We start from the raw sequence: 23,909 nt of genomic DNA, 5'->3' as shown, positions 1-23,909 counted from the left end.
GTCGAGCCGATAACGGTTCTAGCGCAACGCCGTTCGTAGCATGCGCAACTCTGCTGCGGGCTGTAGCGCAATCACACGCAGGGCTTTTGTTCGCCTGCAGGCGTTGCAACACCTGCAGATGAACGCAAAGCCTGCAAGGAAGTCAGAGCCTATCGAACTCGAACACATGTTCGACAATGTCGGATTCTGTTGGTAGACTTGGCGTAAGGGGTTCGAGGGCTGGGGGGCTTGTCGATGAGTGATTCGGTGACGGTGGATCCACCGCCGGTTGCGGTGTTGGTGGCGAAGTATCGGCAGTTGCAGGATGTGTTGGCTGATATTGCTGCGGCATCAGCAACCGATGTTGATGATGTGCAGGTTGCCGAGTTGGTGCGGGTGAACGAAAGAGTTGTTCGGGCACTGACATTTCAAGGCCTCAAGCGGTTGCAGGAGGTAAATGATCGGGGTTTGTTTCGTAAGGCTGGTCATTCGACGTTGCACCGCTTTGTGATGAGTGAGCTGCGGATCTCTCGCGGTGATGCCTCCTCACGGTTGAAAGCACTCGATGCTGCCGGCGAATTGTTGTCGATGCAGGGCGAGGCGCTGCCCCCGAAATGTCCGGCCGCCGCCGAAGCGCTGGCTGAGGGTGTTATTGGGTTGGCGCACATGGATGTAATGCTCAAAGTCCGCGACAAAATCCCACACAAGTCAGCGCCAGAAGTGTACGACGTGGTCGATGCCTGGATGACCGACAACGCCCGCACCCTGGGCCCCACCGAACTCGAAGTCTGCGGACGAGAAGTGTTGGCCCGGGTGGACCCGGACGGGACACTCACCGACGACGTCGACCGCAGACGCAACCGGGGTTTGTCCGACGGTGCACAAGGGTTGGACATGATGGCCAAGCTCACCGGCAACCTTGATCCGGCAACGTTGGCACTGTTTCGGACGGTGATGGATGTGTGGGCAGCACCCGGGATGAACAATCCTGACGACCCGAACTCACCCACCGGGGCCGTCGATGACCCGACCATGGACCCAGCAATCATCGAGGCCGCGGCCGGGCGTGACACCCGTTCCCGTGCCCAACGTCAACACGACGCATTCAAAGCAATCCTCAAAACCATCCTCGAGTACAAACTGCTCGGCACCTCCCACCGTGGGCTGCCGGTGCAGGTCATCATCACGATGACCAAACAACAACTCGATGAGGCCGCCGGGATTACCCACACCGCCTCCGGCGTCGACCTGCCGGTCAAAGATGCTCTCGAACTCGCCTCCCGCGCGGAGTGGTCGCTGGCGGTGTTCGCCAACCACTCCGCCGACGTCCTCTACTTCGCCCGGGCAAAACGCACCGCACAACAAGGCCAACGGATGGCGCTGTTCGCCAAAGACCGAGGCTGCACCAGTCCGGGCTGTCGTAACCCCATCTCCTGGACCGAAATCCATCACACCACCGCCTGGGCCGACGGCGGCCTCACTGACATCGACGAACTGGCGCCCGCGTGTCCGCCTCACCACAAGATGATCGGACCCGGCGAAGACCAATGGCAAACCATCATGCTCCGCGACGGCCCCGACGCCGGCCGAGTCGCATGGATCCCACCCACATACATCGACCCCGACCAACAACCAAGAATCAACCGAGCCCACCACACCGACCACACCATCGAAGCGGCCTGGCAAAACATCATCGCCGAACGCCAACACGCACTCGACGAACGCGAACAACGCATGCAGCTACAGCAACACAACCCGGCCGAGGCAATGGCAAACCCAAACGACACCGCCGAAGACTCGGCAGAACAGGTCGAGGAATAGCGGCGCAATCAAATGCAGGACTTTTGTTCGTCTGCAGGTGTTGCAGAGCCTGCAGATGAACACAAAGCCTGCAAGTGCCCATGCCGAGCCCACCAAGCGCTTCGCGCTGGGTCTGAACACCGCTGTTGCACAGAGACTTTGACGTCAGAGGCGACCGCGTCCAACAACGGTCTTTGACTATGCGAGCCGACCGTTCTCGTCGAGGTCGCTCGGCGGTCGGCGGCGAGTCAGTAAAGCAAGTGCAATTCCGCACGCAGCAACGGTGACCGCGGCGAGGATCACTTCAGTGGTGGTGGACTGGTAGCCGTCGAAGCCCGATGAGCTCGTTGAGTTCGAGAAGCTGTAGGCGACCGTGATGCCGACGACGGGGAACAGTGTGGCCGGCCCGGCGACCGCGATCGTGCTGATAGGTGCGGTCGTGGGTAAGCAAGCTGCGACCACGTGCGCGCCGGCTACGGGAACGATGAATGCAGCGACGATCCCCGCGGCATTCCAGGACGATTCGTCTACTGCGGTCAGAAGTGTGCAGGCGAATAGCACGCCCATGGCGACCATGGGGTGTGCCCATTGGCGTCCGGACACCAGACCACCAGCGATCAATAGGACGAAGACAAGGAGCATCGGCCATGATCCTTGCCATTTGGGTAGGCCAGCTGCAGTGGTCAACGTCGCGAGCATCGCCACCAACACCAGGCCGTTGCGGTGCGGCAACCACCACACGCCGACGATGACCACCGGCAGCAAAACTATGCCGTATGCCCACGTACCGCCCTCGATGCCGTCGCCGGAAGCCAGGGTGGCGATGAACCACCACCATGACAACAACGCGACGACTGGCACGCCGATCCCCAGCGTCAAAGTGGGCCCCAGAGGAGAACGCTGCGTAGCTGATCGGCCGTTCTCGTCGGGCAATCGGGAGTGTGGAGGTCTGGTGAACCTGGCGGCAGCGAACAGCACGAGTGCGACAACTACACCGACAACCAGCGGCCAGTCAGAGGGCGTGCCGGTTGAGGTGTAGGCGCCGGAGTACGTGGCCGATGAACGGTACTGCTCGAGTGGCCGGGCCAACCAAGCGCCGACCAGGGCACCAGCAAAGAGCCAGCTCTGCAACAACTTTCCGCTGTCCTCTTGCACTGTCAACGATCCCGTCGCAGCGATCAACAGTCCTGCGGCCACGGCGCTGACGTAGCTTGCCCAATCCGCAGAGGTGCCAACGGCAGCCACGACACCAAGGGCCACCAAACCGGCGCCGCCGACGAAGAATGCAACAGAGTGACCCATCAACACACTGACGACAACCGCGACCACTGCGCACAACGCAACACACGCGACGTCGCCCTGGTACAGCACTCGCCATGGATCTGACCCGAACACCGAGTGTCCGCCACCGAGACGGGTCAGGAGCACCACCACGGAGATGAACGCACCCCCTGCAACCGCGGCCGAGACCAGTACCCTATTCACCACGCTGAATCCTCGATATGTGCGCAGCAGTGGTCTCGCGTCTGCGACTCATATGCCGCAGTGTGTCAGAAAGCCTCAGCTCGCAGGCGCCAGGGCCGTACCGGCACCCCTCCAGCCGGTCGATCTCTGCAAGGCACGCGATCTACACCGGCTCGCCGACAGCTTTTTGGCGCGTGTTTGCCCAAACATGACGAACATGCCACTCGCGGACGGCATTATGAGACGGTTCTGACGCGCTCACCCGACCCAAGGGCAACATGAAAACACACAACCGACTTGGTTCAGCCATCACCGTGATGGCGTTGGTCTCACTGGTACTCAGCGGCTGCTCGTCCTCATCAGAGGAGTCGACAGCATCGTCGACGACAACGCCCACAACGACTGTGGCCCCCGCCGAGGCCGCCGCTTTCCAGAAGGTTCTCGACGACACCCGTAGCCAGGCAGGTTTTCCCGGCGTCATCGCGCAAGTCGCCTCACCCGACGGAACCTGGACCGGCACATCGGGAACCGTCGGTCAGGGAAAGACCCAGACGCCCGCGGTCACCGACAAGACCCGGATCGGTTCCTTGACCAAGACGATGACCGCGACGGTCCTGCTGCAGTTGGTACAAGAAGGCAAACTCTCCCTCGATGAGACCATTGGCAAGTACGTGCCGGGTATGCCCAACGGCGACGTCGCAACCCTGCTGCAACTGTCCGACATGACCAGCGGTATCCCGAGCTACACGAAGTCCGATGCGATCGTCAACAAGTTCTTCGCGAATCCCGAATATGCCTGGCCTCCACAGGAACTGGTGGACGGCGTCAAGGGACTCCCGGCCGACTTCGCTCCGGGCCAGGGTTGGGAGTACTCGAACACCAATTACGTGCTCTTGGGCATGGTGATCGAGAAGGTGCTGGGTCAGCCGATTGCCGATGTGTTCGAACAGCGACTGTTCGACCCTCTGGGGATGGCCGACACCTCGTTCCCCGGCGGCTCCACCGAGATCGGCAATCCACACATGGACGGCTTGACCGACCAGAACCAGCCGCCCGGGCAAAACGTCGACTCCACCCGTTGGAACCCATCGTTCGCCTTCACCGCGGGCGCGGTCATCTCGACTCTCGACGACCTGAAGAAATGGGGCCACGCTCTGTTCACCGGCGAAGGCGTCCTCGACAGTTCGACTCAGCAGTTCCGGAAGGATTCGATCATCCGCGACATCCCCCCGAACACCGCGACTGCGGGGTACGGCATCGGGATCGGCGATCGGGGCGGCTGGTGGGGCCACGACGGCGACATCCCCGGGTACAACAGCGTGCTGTTCCACAACTACGACTCCGACACCACGATCATCGTGCTCACGAACAGCGACAACACCTTCACCGTTGACGGCAAAGAAGCCTTTCCGGCACCGGCTGTCTCGGCGGGGCTACAGCAGGCAGTGGGCTGACGCCCCATCACAACCGGCCCGTTTGTGAAACCTCGCGGGTGGGTAAAGGCTCTTCGCCTCTGACAGCACCGGAAAGGACGCCATGAGCAACCCCCATTACGATGCAGCCCCACCCGCGACGACCACCACCACTGCCCCCACGTCCGGCAGCGGCCGAAAGATCTCCACAATTCTCGGACTCATTCTCGCTGCGCTCCTGGTGATCGCACTGCTCGTCTTCGTAGTTCAGAACACCGAACAGGTACACATCGAGTTCTTCGGACTCAACCTCGACATGGCACAAGGTGTTGCCCTGCTCCTCGCGGCCGTGGTCGGATTTCTCATCGCACTGCTCGGCAGCGGTTTCTTGCGTCTGCGACGCAAGGTGCGAAATCGACATCACTGACGCCCGACCGCCCTCCCCCCACCACTAAGCTCAGCAAGATGACAGTGCGGGCAGGAATCGTGGTGACCGGTACCGAAGTCCTCACGGGCCGGGTCACCGACCAGAACGGCCCGTGGGTCGCTCAGCATCTCCTCGACATCGGCGTCGACGTCGCGCACATCACTGTGTGCGGTGATCGCCCGGATGACCTCACCGCACAGCTCCAGTTCCTGGCCGACCAACGCGTGGACCTCATTGTCACCACCGGCGGCCTCGGCCCTACCGCTGACGACCTGACCGTTGCAACGGTCGCCGCGTTCTGCGGAAGCGAACTGCACCTCGACGTCGAGCTCGAAAAGCACATTGATTCCATCGTGCAACGGTGGCGCGGACGGATGACTTCTGCGCCCGACGCTGCGCCACTGCGCGAGGGCATCCGCAAACAGGCGATGGTTCCCGAAGGCGCAGAATCCATTCCGCCCACCGGCACCGCACCCGGGGTGGCCATCGCCGCCGAGGTGGACGATTCTGTTCCGGTTCGGCCCGCCATCCTGGTGTTGCCGGGCCCACCCCGAGAACTCCAAGCGATGTGGCCGGCAGCGCTCGACACCGCGCCGGTGGTCGAAGCTCTGGCAGGACGGTCGGAGTTCAACCAGTCGACGATTTTCGCGTATGGCTTGTCCGAAGCAGATCTGGCAGCAACGCTACGGACCATCGAGCATGAGGTCAGCGGCTTCGATGATCTGGAGATCACCACCTGCCTGCGGCTCGGCGAGCTCGAAATGGTGACTCGCTACCCAGAGTCTGCTGCGGAGGCATACTCCCGATTGGCGGAGCAGATCACCTCCCGTCATGGAGCCCAAATCTTCTCGACCGATGGGTCGACCATCGACGACCTGGTGGCGGCAGCGCTCGCCGGCCGTCGTGTCGCGACCGCCGAATCCTGCACTGGCGGGCTCGTCGCGGCACGACTCACCGAACGGCCCGGATCGTCGGCGTATGTGATGGGCGGTGTCGTCTCGTACGCAAACGAGGTGAAGTCCGGGCTTCTCGATGTCCCCGCGCAGATGATCGCCGAGCACGGGGCGGTCAGCGAAGAGGTCGCTGCACGGATGGCCGAGGGCGCGCTGGGCCGGGTCGGCGCTGACGTGGCGGTGTCCACAACCGGGATCGCCGGTCCCGGCGGTGGATCCGAACTCAAACCGGTGGGCACGGTCTGCTTCGGGGTCGCAGTGGCTGGTCAACCGACCGTCACGAAAACTCGACGCCTACCCGGTGACCGAACGAGTGTGCGGGCACTGTCCACAACCGTCGCCATGCACCTGCTCGCGGAAGTGCTGGGTGTACGGGGATGAGAACACTTGGTTTGATCGGCGGGATGAGCTGGGTGAGCACCGCGGAGTACTACCGCACGGTCAACGAACTCGTCGCGGAGCGGCTCGGCGGGCTGCATTCGGCACACATCATCCTGGAGTCCGTCGATTTCGGTGAGATCGAGAAGCTGAAGCTTGCCGGGCGATGGACGGACGTCGGGGCCCACCTCGCCGCAGCAGCCGCGCGGCTGGAGTCGGCCGGAGCCGACGCAATCGTGCTGTGCACCAACACGATGCACTTCGTATCCGAAGCCATCGAGCGTGCGATTTCCATTCCGTTCATCCACATCGCGGACACCACGGCCGACGCCATCATCGCGACGGGTTCATCACGGGTGGGTCTACTCGCCACCGCCTTCACGATGGAGTCCACGTTCTACCGTGACCGCGTCGCCTCGCACGGTATAGACGTGATGACACCCGATGCGGCGGACCGCGATCACGTCAGTTCGATCATCTACGACGAGCTGTGTCACAACGTGATTCGTCCAGAATCCCGCGCTCTCTACCTCGGCGTGGTGGACCGGTTGCTGGCTGAGGGTGCTGAAGGCATCATCCTCGGTTGCACCGAGGTCGAACTGCTCATCGGGCCCGACGACGTCGCAGTCCCTGTGTTTCCGACGACACGGCTGCACGCGCAGGCTGCAGTCGACTTTGCATTGTCCACGCCGTAGCTCGGCGGCTGCTGCAAACGTCTGAGCACCGTGCCCAACTGACAAATCGCATTTTGCTGCCCACACACAATCACTTCGTTTACGGTCGCGACAGAAGATGGCCGCGATACGTCAAGAAGGTGATTGTGCAATGGGATTCACCACGCCTACTCTGCCCAGCGTCGAGATGGACGAGTGGAGCCGCGGGACCCGCGCGGAGAAGATCCGCCCCATGGCCCGCCATTGGGCGGAGGTCGGCTTCGGCACACCCGTTGTGCTGCACCTCTTCTACGTGGTCAAGATCCTTCTGTACATCGTGGTGGGTGGGCTGATCGCCGGGTCGACGTCCGGCCTCGGCGGCGTCACGCAGATCAGCAGCTGGTGGGACGAGCCCATCGTCTTCCAGAAGATCGTGATCTACACCCTGCTCTTCGAGGTGCTCGGGCTCGGCTGCGGATTCGGCCCACTCAACAACCGGTACTCGCCGCCGATGGGGTCCGTCCTCTACTGGCTGCGGCCGAACACCATTCGACTGCCGCCATGGCCTCGGGTGATCCCATTCACCGCCGGCAGCAACCGAACTCTCGCCGACGTACTGCTCTACGCTGCGCTCCTCGTGACGTGCGTGCTCGCTTTGATCTCGGGCGGTGATGGACCGGCGCCCGATCTCGGCAGCGATGTCGGCCCGCTCCCCCTCTGGATCCCGACCGCCGTGCTGGTTGCGCTCGCGCTGATCGGACTAAGGGACAAGACGGTTTTCCTCGCAGCTCGCGGCGAGGTCTACGGCGCACTCGTCGTGACCTTCCTGCTCGCAGGCGCCGACATGATCCTTGCCGCGAAGATCGTCTTCGTCATCATCTGGATGGGTGCCGCCACCTCCAAACTGAACAAGCACTTCCCGTTTGTGGTGTCCACGATGATGTCGAACAACCCGATCGTGCGACCACAGAGGATCAAGCGGAAGTTCTTCGAGCACTTCCCCGATGACCTGCGCCCTGGCCGCCTCTCACGTGTGGTGGCGCACGGCGCCACGGTGATCGAGATGGGTGTGCCCCTGATCCTCTTCTTCTCGCACGGTGGCTGGCCCACCGCCCTGGCGGCCACCGTGATGGTGGTCTTCCATCTCGGTATTCTCAGCGCCATCCCGATGGGCGTGCCGCTGGAGTGGAACGTCTTCATGATCTTCGGTCTGCTGTTCCTGTTCGTCGGCCACGCGGACGTCGCGCCCTCCGACGCCGACCATCTCTGGCTGGTTCTCGCCCTCACCGGTGTGAGCGCGGCCGTCGTGGTGGCAGGCAACCTCTTTCCCGGCAAGATCTCGTTCCTGCCGGGAATGCGTTACTACGCAGGCAATTGGGACACCACACTGTGGTGCATCACGCCCTCCGGCTCGGCAAAGATCGAGGCAGGCATCGTCTCGATCGCCAGCATGCCTGCCGCCCAGCTCGAGCGCGTGTACGGCAAGGAACGCCTGGAGATCCCGTTGTATCTCGGCTATGCCTTCCGCGCGATGAACACACACGGCCGGGCCCTGTTCACCCTGGCGCATCGAGCGATGACCGGACGCAAAGAGTCGGACTACCTGCTCACCGACGGGGAACGCATCTGCAGCACGGCGCTCGGATGGAACTTCGGTGACGGCCACCTCCACAGCGAGCAGCTCATCGCAGCGCTACAGGAGCGGTGTCATTTCGAACCCGGCGAGGTACGGATCGTGCTGCTCGAAGCCCAGCCGATTCACCGCGGAACCCAGCAGTACCGGCTCGTCGACGCAGCCACCGGCGAGTTCGAGCGCGGCGAGGTGCAGGTGGCCGACATGGTGACCCGTCAGCCGTGGGACGACGACGTACCGGTGCACGTTCACTCGGCAGTCGCACCCTGAATCCCGTTCGCGCTCAGCGGTATTCCTCAGCGACGATCCGGATCCGACTGGTCAGAACGCATAGCGGACGGTCAGCCACGGTGCGTGCCTAGCGATCAGGTCGACCATCGTGTGCACGGCATCGGCTTTGACTGTGTTGCGATACCGCACGTTGATACCGCCCGACTGCGACCGCTTGGTCTGCTGGATGCCCGGAGTCCACAACACCTCTTCGGCCTTGGGGTGCCAGCCGAGGTTGACCTCGTGCAGGTCGCGGTTGTGGGTGAGCGTGATGATCTCGACGGCCGCCTGCTGTTTGAAACGTTCATCCGTCGCGTCGCCCAGACGGCGGAGCAACTCCGTCCAGCGCTCCCGCCATCCGGCCGAGAGCACCACCGGCGAGAAGTTCAGGTGCACCTCGTAGCCGGCGTCGACGAAGTCGTTCAACACCGCGAGGCGGTCGTCGATGGTCGACGTACGGATGTCGAGCAACCGCGAGTCCGCCTCCGGCATCAGCGAGAACCGGATGCGGGTGCTCCGCCGCGGGTCGAGGTCGAGCAGGTCCCGGTTCACGTACTTGGTGGCAAAGCTGGCCTTGGCGCCGGCCTGTCTGGCGAAGAACGCGATGAGATCGGCGACGTTGTCGCTGATGGTCGCATCAACACTGCAGTCGCTGTTCTCGCCGATGTCGTAGACCCAATCAGCCGGATCGCACTGGTTGGGCACGGGCTTGGCGCCCTGCCGCCGGATGTGCCTGCCGAGGTAGCCGATGATGGCGTCGATGTTGGTGAACACGGTGACCGGGTTGGCGTAACCCTTCCGGCGCGGCACATAGCAGTAGGCGCAGGCCATGGCGCACCCGTTGGCCGTCGACGGCGCGATCCAGTCAGCCGACCTCCCGTTGGGTCGCGCCGTCAGCGATTTCTTCACACCGAGGACAAGATCTTCTGTCTTGACCCTCACCCACCGATCGACGTTGCCCTCATTGCCGTGCAATGACTGGATCTGCCAGTGCGACTCGACGTCGATGATCTCGGCGTCGGGGAATCGCGCGAGCACCTGCTGGCCGCGCAGATCGGCCTGGGCCTCAGGCTCGGCCCAGATCCGGCGCACCTGCAGCAGCGGTGGTCGGGGGCGCGCAGACGACGAAGAGGTCACGACCGACATCTATCACGGGCCTCTGACAACCGGCCGCCGGACAACAGTCCCGTCGAGCGGACGCCACGGTCACTCGCCGAGGCCGTCACCCCAATCCATGTCCCCGGAGATGGCCGCCATGGTGCTCTGACCGTCGAGCGCCTCGCGGATGATGTCGGCATGCCCGCAGTGATGCGCGGTCTCGCGGAGCAGATGCAGCGCCATCTTGCGGACCGACCACCACTCCCGCTCGGGCTGCCAGGGTGCTGTCGGCTGTGGGATCAGGTCGTCGAGACTCTCCACCTCGGCGATCACGCGGTCGTAGTCCGCAGCGGCCCGGTCGTACTCGTCCAGCCAATCCGACAGCGTCTCGCCCTCATTGAGGGCGTACGCGTCAACAGCCGCGCCCATGTCGAACTCGGCGTTCTCGTCGCGCTCGCGGATGGTCGCGGCATGTTCACGTTCGCCGCGGGCGAGGTGCTTGATCAGGCCTCCGATGGTGAGTCCACTGACCGTGGACCGCGTGCGTGACTGGTCGTCGGTGAGGCCGCGTGCGGTGACTTTCAACAGTGCTCTCTGATCGGCGAGCAGCGTCAGAATGTCCGCTTTCTCGCCGGTGACGGGGACGCTGAGGGTGACGGAGGTGTATGTGCCGGCCATGGTGTGGTCCTTTCGGGGAGGAACTGAAGCGCCTCTGACGTTATGACCGATTGCGGTCAGGAACGGTCCGCGATTGCCGGCCGTTCACACACCGGCTCGCGGGCGGTCAGCACCCACCCACCCCTTTGCTCGCACGATGTCCCATCCGCCGTGATACTGGTAACTAGGGGCAAAACCCCTCTTGAAAACGCTACGGAAACCGGAGACGAAGCAAATTATGAACGCTAAGCAGCCCACCATCATCTACACACTGACGGACGAGGCGCCGATGCTTGCGACCCACGCATTCCTGCCGGTGGTCCGTGCTTTCGCCGGTGCGGCTGACATCAACGTCGAATCAACCGACATCTCCGTGGCGAGCCGCATCCTCGCCGAGTTCCCCGATTACCTGCCCGAAGATCAGCGCATTCCGGACAACCTGGGCGAGCTGGGTCGGCTCACCCAACTGCCCGACACCAACATCATCAAGCTGCCCAACATCAGTGCCTCTGTGCCGCAGTTGCTCGCCGCGATCAAGGAGCTCAAGTCCAAGGGGTACAAACTCCCCGACTACCCGGGCAACCCGAAGACCGAGGAAGAAAAAGAGATCCACGATCGCTACGTCAAGTGCCTCGGCAGTGCGGTCAATCCCGTTCTGCGCGAAGGTAATTCGGACCGGCGCGCACCCAAGGCAGTGAAAGAGTACGCGCGCAAACACCCCCACAGCATGGGCGAGTGGTCGATGGCGTCACGCACCCACGTCGCACACATGCGCGAGGGCGATTTCTACCACGGCGAGAAGTCGATGACCGTCGACAGTGACCGCGAGGTCAAGATGGAACTGCTGACCGAGAGCGGCCAGACGCTTGTGCTCAAGCCCAAGGTGACGCTCAATGCCGGCGACGTGATCGACAGCATGTTCATGAGCAAGAAGGCCCTGGTCCAGTTCTACGAAGAACAGATGGAGGACGCCTACAAGACCGGCGTCATGTTCTCGCTCCACGTCAAGGCCACCATGATGCGGGTGTCGCATCCCATCGTCTTCGGGCACGCAGTCCGGGTTTTCTACAAGGACGCGTTCGCCAAGCACGGCGAGCTGTTCGACGAGCTGGGTGTCAATGTCAACAACGGCTTGTCCGATCTGTACGACAAGATCGAGTCACTCCCGGCGTCGAAAAAAGAAGAGATCATCGACGACCTGCACAAGTGCCATGAGCACCGTCCCGAGCTGGCCATGGTGGATTCGGCCCGCGGCATCTCGAACTTCCATTCGCCGAGCGACGTGATCGTCGATGCCTCCATGCCGGCGATGATCCGGGCCGGCGGCAAGATGTACGGCGCCGATGGCCGGCCCAAGGACACCAAGGCCGTGAACCCTGAGTCCACCTTCTCCCGCATCTACCAGGAGATGGTGAACTTCTGTAAGACCAACGGCGCCTTCGACCCGGCGACGATGGGCACCGTCCCCAATGTCGGTCTGATGGCACAGAAGGCCGAGGAATACGGTTCACACGACAAGACCTTCGAGGTTCCCGAAGGCGGCGTCGCCAACATCACCGACCTCGCGACGGGTGAGGTGCTCTTGACCCAGAACGTGGAAGAAGGCGACATCTGGCGCCTCTGCATCGTCAAGGACGCGCCGATCCGCGACTGGGTGGCACTGGCCGTGCGGCGTTCACGTGAGTCGGGGATGCCCGTGGTGTTCTGGCTCGATCCCTATCGTCCGCACGAGAACGAACTGATCACGAAGGTGAAGACGTACCTCGCCGACCACGACACCGAGGGACTCGACATCCAGATCATGTCGCAGGTGCGGGCCATCCGGTACACGATGGAACGGCTCGTCCGCGGTCTCGACACCATCTCCGCGACCGGCAACATCCTGCGCGACTACCTCACCGACCTGTTCCCGATCCTCGAGCTGGGTACGAGCGCCAAGATGCTCTCGATCGTGCCGCTGATGGCCGGCGGCGGACTGTATGAAACGGGCGCCGGCGGTTCGGCACCCAAGCACGTCAAGCAGTTGCTCGAAGAGAACCACCTGCGGTGGGATTCGCTCGGCGAGTACCTGGCGCTCGCTGTCAGCCTGGAGGACCTCGGCACCAAGACCGGCGACAAGCGGGCGACCGTGCTGGCGAAAACACTCGATGCCGCGACCGGAAAGCTGCTGGAGAACAGCAAGGGGCCCTCGCGCAACACCGGCGAGCTCGACAACCGGGGCAGCCAGTTCTATCTCGCGATGTACTGGGCGCAGGAGCTGGCCGACCAGACCGAAGACGAGGAACTGCGCAAGCACTTCGCGCCGCTGGCCAAGACGCTGGCCGAGAACGAAGACACCATCGTCAAAGAGTTCAACGAGGCCCAGGGACAACCCGCAGATATCGGCGGCTACTACGCACCCGACCCCGAGCTCGCGACCGCCGTCATGCGGCCGAGCAAGACCTTCAACGAGGCCCTGGAGTCTGCCCAGAAGTGACGTGCCCGCCGCGCTGACGGACAATAGCGTCTGAACAGCAACCTTTTGACATGGACGGATTGTGGGAGACCTGAGGTTTCCCGTGATCCGTCCTCGTCGTTTTCAGGTGCCATCGATCCGCACCGGGGTCTCGAACCGACACCGGCATCGGACGCGCGCTTTCCACGAATGGTAAATCGGTGCGTTCTATGGCAAAGTGACTGCCGTCACACCGGCTCCAAGAACGTGGGTCGCCGCCAGACACCGGAATATGTCTGCGCCGATGTTCGTGCCCCGCGCTGGTGAATCGGAACCAAACCCGTGTGGGCGGCAACGGGACGCAGGCATGGAAGGAATGCCTTCGATGACCGATTTGACGCCATTTTACGATGACGTGCAGTCCCACTACGACTTGTCCGACGAGTTCTTCGCGTTGTTCCTAGACCCCACCCGCACATACAGCTGCGCGTATTTCGAGCGCGACGACATGACACTCGAGGAAGCAGAGATCGCCAAAATCGAGCTGGCACTGGGCAAATGCGACCTGGAGCCAGGGATGACACTGCTCGACGTCGGTTGCGGGTGGGGATCGACCCTCCTCCACGCAGTTGAGAAATACGACGTGAACGTCATCGGGCTCACCCTCAGCCGCAATCAGCACCAATATGCCAGCGAATTGCTGGAGAACCGGTCTGCCACCAATCGCAGTGCAGAGGTGCGATTGCAGGGCTGGGAGGATTTCGACCAACCGGTCGACCGGATCGTGTCGATCGGCGCATTCGAGCACTTCCGGCGCGAACGCTATGACGCCTTCTTCGACCGTTGCAATACCCTCTTGCCCGACGACGGCCGGATGCTGTTGCACACCATCGTCGGTTTCAACCGCCACCAGATCCGGGACAAGGGACTGCCCATCAACCGGGCGATCATGGAGTTCGGGAAGTTCATCCAGTTCGAGATCTTCCCGGGAGGTCAACTGCCCGAACCACAGTGGGTGGTGGACGGCGCGCACGGAGCCGGCTTCAACGTCGAGCGCATCCACCCGCTGCAGTTGCATTACGCTCGCACACTCGATTGCTGGGCGGAGGCATTGCAGAAGCGGCGCGCCGAGGCGATCGAGATCGCATCGGAGGACACCTACAACACCTACGTGAAGTACTTGACCGGTTGTGCCGATTACTTCCGTAAGGGGTACATCGACATCATGCAATTCAGTCTCGCGAAGCCGGCCGCCCGGCCGCTACCGGCGAAGTACTCCCAGGGCTGACAAACAGTGCCCTACTTGGACAAAGATGGCGAGGTGTCGGTTCTGCATTTCGGCGGGCACGACTCCCCCGATCCTCAGAACCGTTTCAATCCGGACTGGCTCAAGACCGTTCATGCTCTGCTCGACGAGGTGGAAGCCGAGGCCGGGCCGCGCGCCCTTGTCACAACCGGCCACGGCAAGTACTACTCCACCGGAGCAGATCTGAGCTGGGGCGCGCAGAATCCGGACCAGATCGACGGGTGCCTGAGTGAGATCCAGGCTCTGCTCGCGCGTCTCCTGGCGTTTCCGATGCCGACCGTGGCGGCGATGCAAGGTCACGCTTTCGGTGCAGGTGCGTTCCTCGCCATCGCCCACGACCACTCGGTGATGCGGGCCGACCGCGGTTATCTCTGCTTCCCTGGCATCACCCTGGGTGCAGCCTACGCACCCGGTGTTCTGGCGCTGACCGCTGCGCGTCTGCCTGCGCGTGCCGGACATGAAGCACTGATGACCGGCCGGCGATACGGCGGCCAGGAGGCACTTCGGTTGGGGCTTGTCGACGAGGTCGCGGAGGAGGCGGACGTGCTGAAAGCCGCGGTCGACTGGGCTCGCTCCAACGCAGGCACCCGGTCTGAGGTACTCGGTGACATCAAACGTGGTCTGCATCCAGAGGTGTTCGAGGCACTGAAGGAACCCGTCAGCGGATACAACCAGTAGGGGACAAGCGCGGCGCTCGTTGCCGATTACGTTCTCGTGCAGGACAGTTGGTCACATCAAGGTGCGACGAGTCAGCCGCGCTCGGGTGCGAAGGCATGTGGGAATCGATCTCGCAGTACCGCGCTTGCTCTTCGCTGGGAAGCACTCGTCCACTCAGCGCCGTGCGGCGGCGTTCACCGTCGTCAGAACCGAATGCAGCCGCTCGAGGGTGTCCAGGTCGACGCCGAGAGCCTCGACGACCGCATCGGGAATGAGAAGTGCTTTCTCGCGGACTCGGAGCCCCTGTGCGGTGAGCTCGATGACGGCCAATCGCTCGTCTGCCGGATCGCGGCGGCGGGTCAGGTACCCGGTTGCCTCCAGCCTTTTCAGAAGCGGCGAGAGCGTGGCCGAGTCGAGCTGCAGGGCGGTGCCGATCTCCTTGACCGAGCGTGGCGACTGCTCCCACAGCGCGAGCATCACGAGGTATTGCGGGTGGGTCAGGTTGAGCGGTTCGAGCAACGGCCGATAGACAGCGAGCACCGAGCGGTTGGCGACTGCCAGCGCAAAGCAGACCTGCCGTTCGAGAGCCAGGGGATCCACATGGCCATCTTGTTGCCTCGACATTGTGCTCACGGAACTCTTCCTCGATCGAACAGGTATCACCGCTTTTCAGCGGCTGGTGACCCGGATTGACATCCAATCTACTGCATAGGACGCGATTCAATCGCGTGTTATTCGCTTGCGACTCGGCGTTGTGACCTCTGTCATCATAACTGGCTCGCTCTCGGTCATCGGCGTAGCGTGCTATTAGATAGCGCGCGATGTATTGCCGTGCGCACCAATGGCGAGTCCGGTGCAGCCCGGTCGAAGTCACAGACCGGTAGCGTCCCCGACGACGCCGGAGACCGTAGAAGTGGAGCGAGTGTGACATCTGAGCCAGATCGACCGGCCTTCTTCCAGTACGTGAAGTACTGCTACGGAGCCAAGTTGCCCGACAGCATGAGTGAGTGGGTCGCCAACGACCAGGCGGGCCCAGGCGCCACCCGGCGAATGATCATTCGCTGGGCGATACCCTGCATCCTCCTGCTCGCCCCGATGTTCTTCGTGCAGGCGTCGATTTACGTCCGCCTGAACATGACAGTTCCCATCTTCCTGCCGTATGTCATGTTCTCGATCGCACTGAACCGCGTGTACCGCCGTCACCGACTGGCCCAGCACGGGTTGGATCCCGACCTTGTCAACGCGATCGCCCGAAAGCGCGACGCCCATCTCTACGAGGCGTACGAACAGAAGTACCGGGGCAAGTAGAGCTGTCGAGTCCCGGACCGCTGCACCCCACTGGTTCACAATCGCCGATTCGGGTACTCGGCAACCATGCCTGCTGACGCTCCTGACGAATCCAAGTACGACCCACAAAACCCCGAACCGGACAACACTGCCGGGCTCGAGGCCGGGGGCAGCGTCACTCCCGGCGACACCCCGCCCGCGGAAACGGGTGTCGGTGGCCCGAATCATGAACCGCCTCAGCGTGGCCGCGCCGGCCCGATCATCGCCATCGGCGTGATCTCGTTCATTGTGCTCATCATCGCGATCGGTCTCATCGCTCGCGTCGTAGGCCTGTTCTGACCTCAGCATCCAGTGCAGACACGCAGCGTCTGACCACTTTTGATCGCTACCTTTGAATGATGGCTGAAATCGAGGAGTCCCCAGTGTCCACGAAGACAGAGATAGCCGGTCTCGAAAGCACTTTCGCAGACGAACTGCCCGCCCTCACCGTTCCATGGCAGGGCGCTCCCTCACCCGACCCCAGCCTGCTCGTCCTGAACGAACAGCTCGCCGAATCGCTGCACCTCGACGTCGAAACGCTGCGCACCGCCGGAGGAGTCGCCGTCCTGTCCGGGACGTCAGCGCCTCATGGGGCAAAGCCCGTCGCGATGGCGTACGCCGGCCACCAGTTCGGGGGCTACACGCCGCTGCTCGGCGACGGTCGGGCCCTGCTCCTCGGCGAACTGATGACCGATGACGGTCGCCGGGTGGATCTGCATCTCAAGGGTTCCGGGCGTACCCCGTTCTCCCGCGGCGGCGACGGCTTCGCCGTAATCGGGCCGATGCTGCGCGAATACCTCGTCAGCGAGGCCATGCACGCCCTCGGAATCCCCACGACGCGCTCGCTGTCTGTGGTCGCGACCGGACAATCCGTTCGCCGAAACGGTCTCGAACCGGGAGCCGTGCTCGCGCGGATTGCGTCGAGCCACCTACGCGTGGGCACGTTCGAGTTCGCGGTTCGACAGGGCGAGATCCTGCAGCCACTCGCCGACTACGCAATAGCCCGCCACTACCCCGCACTGGCCGAACTGCCCCAGCAAGGTACACACAACCGATACCTGGCCTTCTTCGAGGCGGTGGTGGATGCGCAGGCCTCACTGGTGGCCCAGTGGATGCTCGCGGGCTTTGTGCACGGCGTGATGAACACGGACAACACAACGATCTCGGGGGAGACCATCGATTACGGCCCCTGCGCTTTTCTCGACGCGTTCGACCCGAACGCGGTGTTCAGCTCCATCGACCACGGCGGCCGGTACGCGTTCGGCAATCAGCCCGCGGTCCTGAAATGGAACCTGGCGCGCCTCGCAGAGACCCTGCTGACACTGATCGATTCCGCGCCCGACGACGCCATTGCCGCGGTGACCGAAGTGCTGAACACCTTCGATGCGCGCTACGCGACTTACTACTCGAAGGGCATGGCGGCAAAACTCGGCGTGGCCGGCGCAGTCGTCGAACAAGAATTGATCGACGAACTCCTCACTCTGTTGGCCGACCACGGGGTCGATTGGACGGGCACCTTCCGCGCCCTCGCCGACGAACTCCGTGGCGACTCGACCGCTCTGGACAGTCTGCTGCCTCGTGAGCGCACCGCGTCATGGTTGCAACGATGGCGCGACGTTCTGGCGGACGCGGGAGTGGGGCTGCCGGAAGCCGCAGATGCGATGGACCGCGTGAACCCGATCTACATTCCGCGCAATCATCACCTCGACGCCGCGTTGCGCGCCGCCACGGACGGCGATGTCGGTCCCTTCGAGAGGTTGCTGGAGGTGGTCACGCATCCCTTCGAGCGGCGCGACGAGTGGTCCGAATACAGCGGGCCCGCACCGTTGGTGTTCAGCGAGAACTTTCAGACGTTCTGCGGCACTTGAGGACAGGTGCCATTCACCCTTTCCTGCCCTGACGCACCACGGCTTTGAGGATCTCCTCGGTACGACCGCGCGATGTATCGGCCGGACTGACGGTGTCGGGCCATGAGTCCGTCTCGGACAATGCCCACTCCGACCACTCGATGATGTGCGCGAAGTGCCCGACCATGTAGCGATTGGCCAGGGTCAGCAGGTGGCGGCGCTCAGGGTGTGAACCCCGATCCGGTTCCAACATCCGTTCGGCGTTGGAGATGAACAGGTTCCGGGCCGCCTCGGCCTGATCACGCATGTTGCGCAGGTTCGCCCGCAGATCCTCGATCGAGCCCTGTTCTGCGAAGCACACGCGGATCATCCCCTCGAAGACCAACGCGGGCGGCTGCGACTGGGTGGCCAGCCACTCGGTGAGCGCTGTTCGGCCCTGCGGCGTGATCGAGTAGATGGTCCGATTGCGCCGCTTGCCTGCGGCTTCGGTTCGCGCAGTGACCAGGCCACGTTCGAGGAGTCGCTTCGGTGCGTTGTAGCGCTGCCTGTCTGCTCGCGGCCACAGTGCGGAGACCCCTCGTCCGACCTGCTCGGCAATTTCGTAGGCCGATCTGTCCTTGGCCGTCAGTAGACCCAAGATCACATACGACGTCGTGTTGAGGTCGCCCTGGGCCACTGATCTCCTTCCCGCGGAGCACCGGGTTTCGATACGGCCACGAGAGCCGATCCTACCGAGACGCTTCGCCGGAGCCTCCGCGACGCCTGCTGCTAGCCGCCGCTTGTATCCTCTGCCGCATCGTCGATGTGCTCGCCGGTGTCGGTGGCCGGGCCTGCATAGATCAAGGGAACCAAGGACTTGGCGACCATTGCCGCAGGCGGAATACCTTCTGCTGTCGGAGCAAGGTTGCCCCACACCACGATCGTCACGTCGTTCACAGGGTCGTAGCCCATGAAGGAGTTGTAGCCGGGCATCTCGCCGATGTGTCCGTACATCGGTCCCATCTTGGCGATCCCGTAGCCGTAGCTACTCCCCGATGGGTCGTCGGGATCAGACGGTTGCACGCTGTCCATTCGCAGCTTCTGGGTCTTCTCGTCGAGCAGATCGCCCTTGCCGATCGCCTTGACCCAGGTGGCCAGGTCGTTGGCGGTTGAAATCCCCTGCCCCGCAGCCCAAGTCCACGATGGGTTGTCATTGGTGGTGGTCCGCGGGGTGACGGTGCCGGACTCGATGGCGGCCAGCTTCTCGGGTGAGAGTGACTCCTTGCCCTCACCCAGCGTCTCGACGTTCCCGCTGTACGAATAGCCGTTCACGTAGGTCGCCGGGATGGAGGTGTCGGTGCTGGCAGGGAACGAGGTGCCCGTCATTCCCAACTCGGTGAAGAAGCGGTCCTGGAAGATCTGGCCGAGTGGTTTCCCGTCGAGTTGCTCGGCGATCAGACCCAGCAGAACCGTGTTGGTGTTGCTGTAGTTGTACTCGGCACCGGGCGGGGCCAAGGGTGGGTTGGCGAACGCCAGAGCCAGCAGTTGTTCTGGCGTCCACACCTTTTCGGGCTCTGTGTCCAGTGCCGTGTTCAACTCCAGCGTGGCCGTGTAGTTGTAGAGTCCGCTGCGCATGTCGAGTAGCTGCCCGATTGTGATGTTCTGCCCATTGGGGACGTCGGGACGGTATTTGCTGACCGGGTCGTCCACGGAGATCTTGCCCTCTTGGACCATCTGCATGATGGCCGTGCCGGTCCACGTCTTGGTGTTGGATCCGATGCGCACCTTGGTATCTGGGGTCGGAGCTTCGGTGGAGCCGATTCCGAGGGTCCCCCACGACTTCGTGTAGTCGCCCTCGGGCGTCCGGACCAACACCATCATGCCGATCTCGCGGAACTCGGTCGCCATCTCGTCGACCACCTTGTCCATCGCGGCAGGGTCGAGAGGCACCAGCGCACCACCCGGCGCCGCGCTGTTCGATGACGACGTCGACGAACTACTCGAGTCCGACGAGCATGCGGTGGCCACAAGAGCCGCTGTGAGCATCACGGCGACGGCCGCAGCCTTACGGTTCCGGTGCCGCCGACCTACGCGGGTAGATGAGGACGGTGATGACATGTTTTCTCCCCTGGTGTGGCGATCGTGTTCGGTCGGGCTGCACAAACTCTTGATAGGGCGTTCGTCGGTCATGCTGGGGCCTTCGTGAAGGTGCCGAGGCCCTGGGCATCGAGATACTCGACGGTGAACGATGTGGCGGTCCCGTCCGCAAGGGTGAACTCGACACCCGTGGGTCCGACTGCGTTCTCCCCCGACGTCTCGAACCAGTAGGTATCACCGTCGTAGTGTGTGAGCGGGTAACGCAGCTGTTGATCTCTACCGAGCCTGAGCACGAGGTCTGTGCCCTCGACCATGATTTCGGCGGCGCCGTAGAACGGACTGTCGAACTTGCCCACGTAGGACGAAATGGCTTGTGGCGGCGCAGCACCCGCCGGCGCGCTCGCGTAGTCGGTCTCAGAGCGACCATGTTCGACGAGTTGCTTGAACTGGCCCGACACGTACGGCACCCAGTCGACGGTCAGCTCGCCGTTCTTCGCGTAGTCCATGAACTGGGCGGATATCGTTTCCGAGACACCGATGGGTGCCGTATTGGCGAGCACAACGATTCCGAGATCTTCACTCGGCAACAACTCCACGTCGGTGCTGGCGCCCAAGGCGAACGCGCCGGCGTGAGCAACCTGCACCCGGCCTCGGTCGTCGGTGTTGATCGAGAAGCCGGTTCCGTAAAAGCTTTCTCGTGCACCAGGTTCAGTCGCCGGACGAGAGAACGCGTGGGCCTGGTGGGTGTACTGCAGCGCTTCGGGATCCACGATCTCCCGGCCGTCGAACATCCCATCCGCAAGCTCCATGCGTATCCAGGCAGCCATGTCGTCGACCGAGGAACTGGCGCCGCCCGCCGGTGATTGCGCCTCTGGATTGCTGACGTACTTCGCCTCCCAGGTGTTGGTTGCGGGATCGGTGAGCACGTGGTTGTACGCGTGGTTCGGAGCGTTCCGCCACTCGTCTGTACTCGATGTGGTGTTCGACATTCCCAGCGGTTCGTAGATCGTCTTCTCTGACAGCTCGGCCCACGTCGTGTTCTCGGATTTCGCAGCGGCAACGCCGGCGACCGTGAAGCCATAGTTCGAGTACGCGTAGTTGTCCCGAAAGCGATCGAGCGGAAGCTGGTCGAGCCGCGACACGATGTCCTCGTACCCGTAGCCCAGGTCTTCGAGCAGGTCGCCGCCGTGGTCGGGAAGGCCCGATCGATGGGAGAGCAGGTCGGTGAAGGTGGCGTTCTGGGTGACGTAGGGGTCTGCGACCACAAATCCTGGCTCGTACCGTTTCACCGGCTCGTCCCAGGAGATCTTGCCGTCGCCGACGAGTGTGGCGATCACGCTGGACGCCAGAGGTTTTGACACCGACGCGAGCTGGAACATCGTGCTGGTGTCCACCGGTTCGGGTTCGCCCACCTTGCGGACACCGAAGCCCTTGGCGTAGACCACCTCGTCCTTGTAGACGACCGCCACCGCGATACCCGGGGCGCCGGTACGGGACATCATGTCGTCGACGAACCCGTCGATCTGATCGGTCGCCGCATCCACCGCTGCCCGATCGATCTGTGCTGCCGCGAGATTCGTCGGCGCCTCTGCGGGTGAACTCGACGATCCCTGAGACGACGAACCACATGCGGAGAGAACAAGTGCGGTCGACACTCCCAACGCCAGCGCGTAGGTGAGAAGGGCCGGCCGAGTGCTCATTCTTCGCTCCATCACAGGGCGGTTCGCCTCGGCGACCCGTCGACATCGATACGGCACGGGCCGATCCACTCTGATGTGGACGCCTCGAGCCGATGTGGTGACCATACTTCCACGAAGTGCAACTTGCACGGTGTAATTTGCAGTAATTACTGCCCGCACAGGAGTGGGTATCGAGTCGGACCCAGGAAGTGGTGCGCCACCATGTCATCAGTCGAACCTCACGCGAAGACGTATCGAGCAAGGACAACGCTGGTTGCCTTCGCCGTCGGTGGTCTGCTGTTCGCCGCCGCATGCTCAGGCAACTCGTCTGAATCCGACGAGCCGTCGCCCAGTGGACAAGGTCAGACGCTGCCGGCCGCTGCGACGACCATCATGGAGACCGAACCGTACGAGGCCGCGCGGTGGTCATATCTCGTGGTGGACCCGGAAACCGACGAGGTCGTCTACAGCAACCTCGCCGATGAGTTCATGTTCATGGCCTCGCAGACAAAACATTTCACCGTCGGGACGGTCTACCAGGACCTCGGAGTCGACCGCCGACTGACCACTCCTGTCTACGCAACGGCAGCTCCTGTGGGTGGAACGCTCAGTGGAGATCTCGTCCTGGTGGGCTCCGGCGATCTGGCGCTCGGCGGACGCAATGCACCCGACGGCAGGTTCGACTTCGCCACCGACGGCATCGACCACGTGTACGCCGATGCCATCCCGGGGGCGGTTCTCGCACCCGGCGATCCGCTCGCCGGACTCGATGACCTCGCCGCCCAGGTTGTCGCATCCGGACTCACCCGCATCGACGGTGACGTACTCGTCGACCCCCGGTTGTGGGAGCGCTACACAACGGTCGAAGGGGTGGTCCCGTCGATCTACGTCAACGACAACCTGGTGGACATCCAAGCCACACCAGGTCAACCCGGACAGCCGGCGACCATCCAGATGCTGCCCGGCAACGGGCTTTTCCGACTCGACTCGCAGGTGACCACCGGTGCGCCCGACAGCGACTCCACCATGACGGTCAGCGCGGACGAGCTCGATCCCACCCTCATCCGGGTGACCGGTTCAGTACCCGCCGGCAAGTCGACATTGACGGTCTTCCGCATCACCGACGCCCCGACCTGGGCGCGTCAGCTGTTCATCGAAGCCCTGCAGCGCAAGGGCGTAACGGTCTCATCGACTGCCAAGGTGAACGAGCAGGCCGCACTCCCGGCAAAGAACAGCTATCGAGATGATCTGCGTGTGGCGAAGCTCGAATCCGTACCGCTCCAGGAGATGGGCTCGATGATCCTGGCCACCAGTTACAACACGGGCGCGAACGATTTCCTCTGCCTGCTGGCGGTCGAGGCAGGTTCTCAGGAGTGTTCAGACGGTCTGCCCGCGATCCGGGAACTCACCACCGAGGCCGGCATCTCGCCGTCCGAGTTCGTCATCGTCGACGGTCAAGGCAGCGATCCGTCGTCGGCCACACCCGCCGCGATCACGAAATGGTTCAAGTGGGTGGACGGACGACCCTGGGCCGACATCTTCTGGGCGGGACAACCGATCCTGGGCGAGCGCGGCTCCCTCAGCGGAGTGGGCGTCGACAGTCCCGCCAAAGGAAAGGTCGTCGGTAAGACGGGAACCTCCGCCGACGCCGAGCCCGTCACGGGACGGTTGGTGATGACGATCCAGGGGCTGTCGGGCTATCTCGAAGTCGCTGACGGCCGTCGACTGCTCTTCGTCGTCGGGGTCAGCAACGCGGTGTTCCCCGATCTGCCCCGCGGGATCTTTCAGGTCGGCGACGACGTGGGTATGGTCGCGGCAGCATTCCAGCAGGCCCAGAGCAAGTGATGCGCTGATCCCCGT

General features: G+C 63.1%; 20 protein-coding genes. 13 read left to right on the top strand and 7 right to left on the bottom strand.

The features are described from left to right. The first annotated feature begins 234 nt into the window (after window positions 1-234). Complete coding sequence (locus tag CSW57_RS03650) at window positions 235-1,800, top strand: HNH endonuclease signature motif containing protein (RefSeq protein ID WP_099381479.1); 1,566 nt, start codon at window positions 235-237, stop codon at window positions 1,798-1,800. 177 nt (window positions 1,801-1,977) lie between these two features. Here the strand turns inward: CSW57_RS03650 and CSW57_RS03645 are convergent, their stop codons facing one another. After that, window positions 1,978-3,267, bottom strand: coding sequence for a hypothetical protein (locus CSW57_RS03645; protein WP_143696464.1), 1,290 nt, complete (start codon window positions 3,265-3,267; stop codon window positions 1,978-1,980). A 254-nt stretch (window positions 3,268-3,521) separates the two neighbouring features. Here CSW57_RS03645 and CSW57_RS03640 point away from each other — a divergent pair, with 254 nt between their 5' ends. From CSW57_RS03640 to CSW57_RS03620, 5 genes are all read left to right on the top strand, one after another. Then, window positions 3,522-4,697, top strand: a complete 1,176-nt coding sequence (locus CSW57_RS03640) for a serine hydrolase domain-containing protein (RefSeq protein WP_099381477.1) — start codon at window positions 3,522-3,524, stop codon at window positions 4,695-4,697. Window positions 4,698-4,779: 82 nt separating this feature from the next. After that, window positions 4,780-5,082, top strand: coding sequence for a lipopolysaccharide assembly protein LapA domain-containing protein (locus tag CSW57_RS03635; RefSeq protein WP_099381476.1), 303 nt, complete (start codon window positions 4,780-4,782; stop codon window positions 5,080-5,082). A 38-nt stretch (window positions 5,083-5,120) separates the two neighbouring features. Continuing rightward, the gene (locus CSW57_RS03630; RefSeq protein WP_099381475.1) at window positions 5,121-6,416 is read left to right on the top strand and encodes a competence/damage-inducible protein A; all 1,296 of its coding nucleotides are present in this window, start codon (window positions 5,121-5,123) and stop codon (window positions 6,414-6,416) included. Further along, window positions 6,413-7,108, top strand: coding sequence for an aspartate/glutamate racemase family protein (locus tag CSW57_RS03625; protein ID WP_099381474.1), 696 nt, complete (start codon window positions 6,413-6,415; stop codon window positions 7,106-7,108). The genes CSW57_RS03630 and CSW57_RS03625 overlap by 4 nt, the downstream gene beginning before the upstream one ends. Before the next feature lie 130 nt (window positions 7,109-7,238). Then, complete coding sequence (locus CSW57_RS03620; protein WP_099382017.1) at window positions 7,239-8,969, top strand: DUF3556 domain-containing protein; 1,731 nt, start codon at window positions 7,239-7,241, stop codon at window positions 8,967-8,969. Window positions 8,970-9,020: 51 nt separating this feature from the next. Here CSW57_RS03620 and CSW57_RS03615 read toward each other — a convergent pair whose 3' ends face one another. Both CSW57_RS03615 and CSW57_RS03610 read right to left on the bottom strand, forming a co-directional pair. Continuing rightward, entirely contained in the window at window positions 9,021-10,106 is a 1,086-nt protein-coding gene (locus CSW57_RS03615; RefSeq protein WP_223249013.1) for a spore photoproduct lyase family protein, read from the bottom strand. 69 nt (window positions 10,107-10,175) lie between these two features. After that, the gene (locus tag CSW57_RS03610; RefSeq protein WP_099381472.1) at window positions 10,176-10,745 is read right to left on the bottom strand and encodes a DinB family protein; all 570 of its coding nucleotides are present in this window, start codon (window positions 10,743-10,745) and stop codon (window positions 10,176-10,178) included. 217 nt (window positions 10,746-10,962) lie between these two features. On the opposite strand from CSW57_RS03610, the gene CSW57_RS03605 reads away from it, so the two are divergent. The 3 genes from CSW57_RS03605 to CSW57_RS03595 all read left to right on the top strand — a co-directional run bounded on the left by CSW57_RS03605 (window position 10,963) and on the right by CSW57_RS03595 (window position 15,142). Beyond that, window positions 10,963-13,200 carry an NADP-dependent isocitrate dehydrogenase gene (locus CSW57_RS03605; protein WP_099381471.1) on the top strand — a complete coding sequence of 746 codons (2,238 nt, stop codon included), beginning with the start codon at window positions 10,963-10,965 and terminating at the stop codon, window positions 13,198-13,200. A 343-nt stretch (window positions 13,201-13,543) separates the two neighbouring features. Next, the gene (locus CSW57_RS03600; RefSeq protein ID WP_099382016.1) at window positions 13,544-14,446 is read left to right on the top strand and encodes a cyclopropane mycolic acid synthase family methyltransferase; all 903 of its coding nucleotides are present in this window, start codon (window positions 13,544-13,546) and stop codon (window positions 14,444-14,446) included. Between the two features lie 6 nt (window positions 14,447-14,452). After that, window positions 14,453-15,142, top strand: coding sequence for an enoyl-CoA hydratase/isomerase family protein (locus CSW57_RS03595; RefSeq protein ID WP_099381470.1), 690 nt, complete (start codon window positions 14,453-14,455; stop codon window positions 15,140-15,142). 153 nt (window positions 15,143-15,295) lie between these two features. Here CSW57_RS03595 and CSW57_RS03590 read toward each other — a convergent pair whose 3' ends face one another. Then, window positions 15,296-15,745: a MarR family winged helix-turn-helix transcriptional regulator gene (locus tag CSW57_RS03590; protein ID WP_099381469.1), complete on the bottom strand. Its 450-nt coding sequence runs from the start codon at window positions 15,743-15,745 to the stop codon at window positions 15,296-15,298. Window positions 15,746-16,045: 300 nt separating this feature from the next. On the opposite strand from CSW57_RS03590, the gene CSW57_RS03585 reads away from it, so the two are divergent. The 3 genes from CSW57_RS03585 (at window position 16,046) to CSW57_RS03575 (ending at window position 18,315) form a co-directional block, all read left to right on the top strand. Next, on the top strand, window positions 16,046-16,429 hold the full coding sequence (locus CSW57_RS03585) for a DUF5313 domain-containing protein (protein WP_099381468.1): 384 nt from the start codon (window positions 16,046-16,048) through the stop codon (window positions 16,427-16,429). 66 nt (window positions 16,430-16,495) lie between these two features. Beyond that, on the top strand, window positions 16,496-16,747 hold the full coding sequence (locus tag CSW57_RS03580) for a DUF6480 family protein (protein ID WP_099381467.1): 252 nt from the start codon (window positions 16,496-16,498) through the stop codon (window positions 16,745-16,747). A 59-nt stretch (window positions 16,748-16,806) separates the two neighbouring features. Next, on the top strand, window positions 16,807-18,315 hold the full coding sequence (locus CSW57_RS03575) for a protein adenylyltransferase SelO (protein ID WP_442316344.1): 1,509 nt from the start codon (window positions 16,807-16,809) through the stop codon (window positions 18,313-18,315). 13 nt (window positions 18,316-18,328) lie between these two features. On the opposite strand, the gene CSW57_RS03570 is transcribed toward CSW57_RS03575, so the two are convergent. From CSW57_RS03570 to CSW57_RS03560, 3 genes are all read right to left on the bottom strand, one after another. Continuing rightward, a complete protein-coding gene (locus tag CSW57_RS03570; RefSeq protein WP_099381465.1) occupies window positions 18,329-18,970 on the bottom strand; it encodes a PadR family transcriptional regulator in 642 nt (213 codons plus the stop codon). A 92-nt stretch (window positions 18,971-19,062) separates the two neighbouring features. Further along, complete coding sequence (locus tag CSW57_RS03565; RefSeq protein WP_223249012.1) at window positions 19,063-20,391, bottom strand: serine hydrolase domain-containing protein; 1,329 nt, start codon at window positions 20,389-20,391, stop codon at window positions 19,063-19,065. Window positions 20,392-20,459: 68 nt separating this feature from the next. Next, complete coding sequence (locus tag CSW57_RS03560; protein WP_223249011.1) at window positions 20,460-22,070, bottom strand: serine hydrolase; 1,611 nt, start codon at window positions 22,068-22,070, stop codon at window positions 20,460-20,462. Between the two features lie 201 nt (window positions 22,071-22,271). On the opposite strand from CSW57_RS03560, the gene CSW57_RS03555 reads away from it, so the two are divergent. Next, on the top strand, window positions 22,272-23,894 hold the full coding sequence (locus CSW57_RS03555; RefSeq protein WP_099381462.1) for a D-alanyl-D-alanine carboxypeptidase/D-alanyl-D-alanine-endopeptidase: 1,623 nt from the start codon (window positions 22,272-22,274) through the stop codon (window positions 23,892-23,894). The last annotated feature ends 15 nt before the right edge of the window (window positions 23,895-23,909 follow it).

The organism is Williamsia muralis, assembly GCF_002735905.1.
In the GTDB taxonomy this organism is placed as follows: Bacteria; Actinomycetota; Actinomycetes; order Mycobacteriales; family Mycobacteriaceae; genus Williamsia; species Williamsia muralis_A.
The sequence above is the reverse complement of the archived record's forward strand: the minus strand, read 5'-3'. Positions and strand labels throughout refer to the sequence as shown.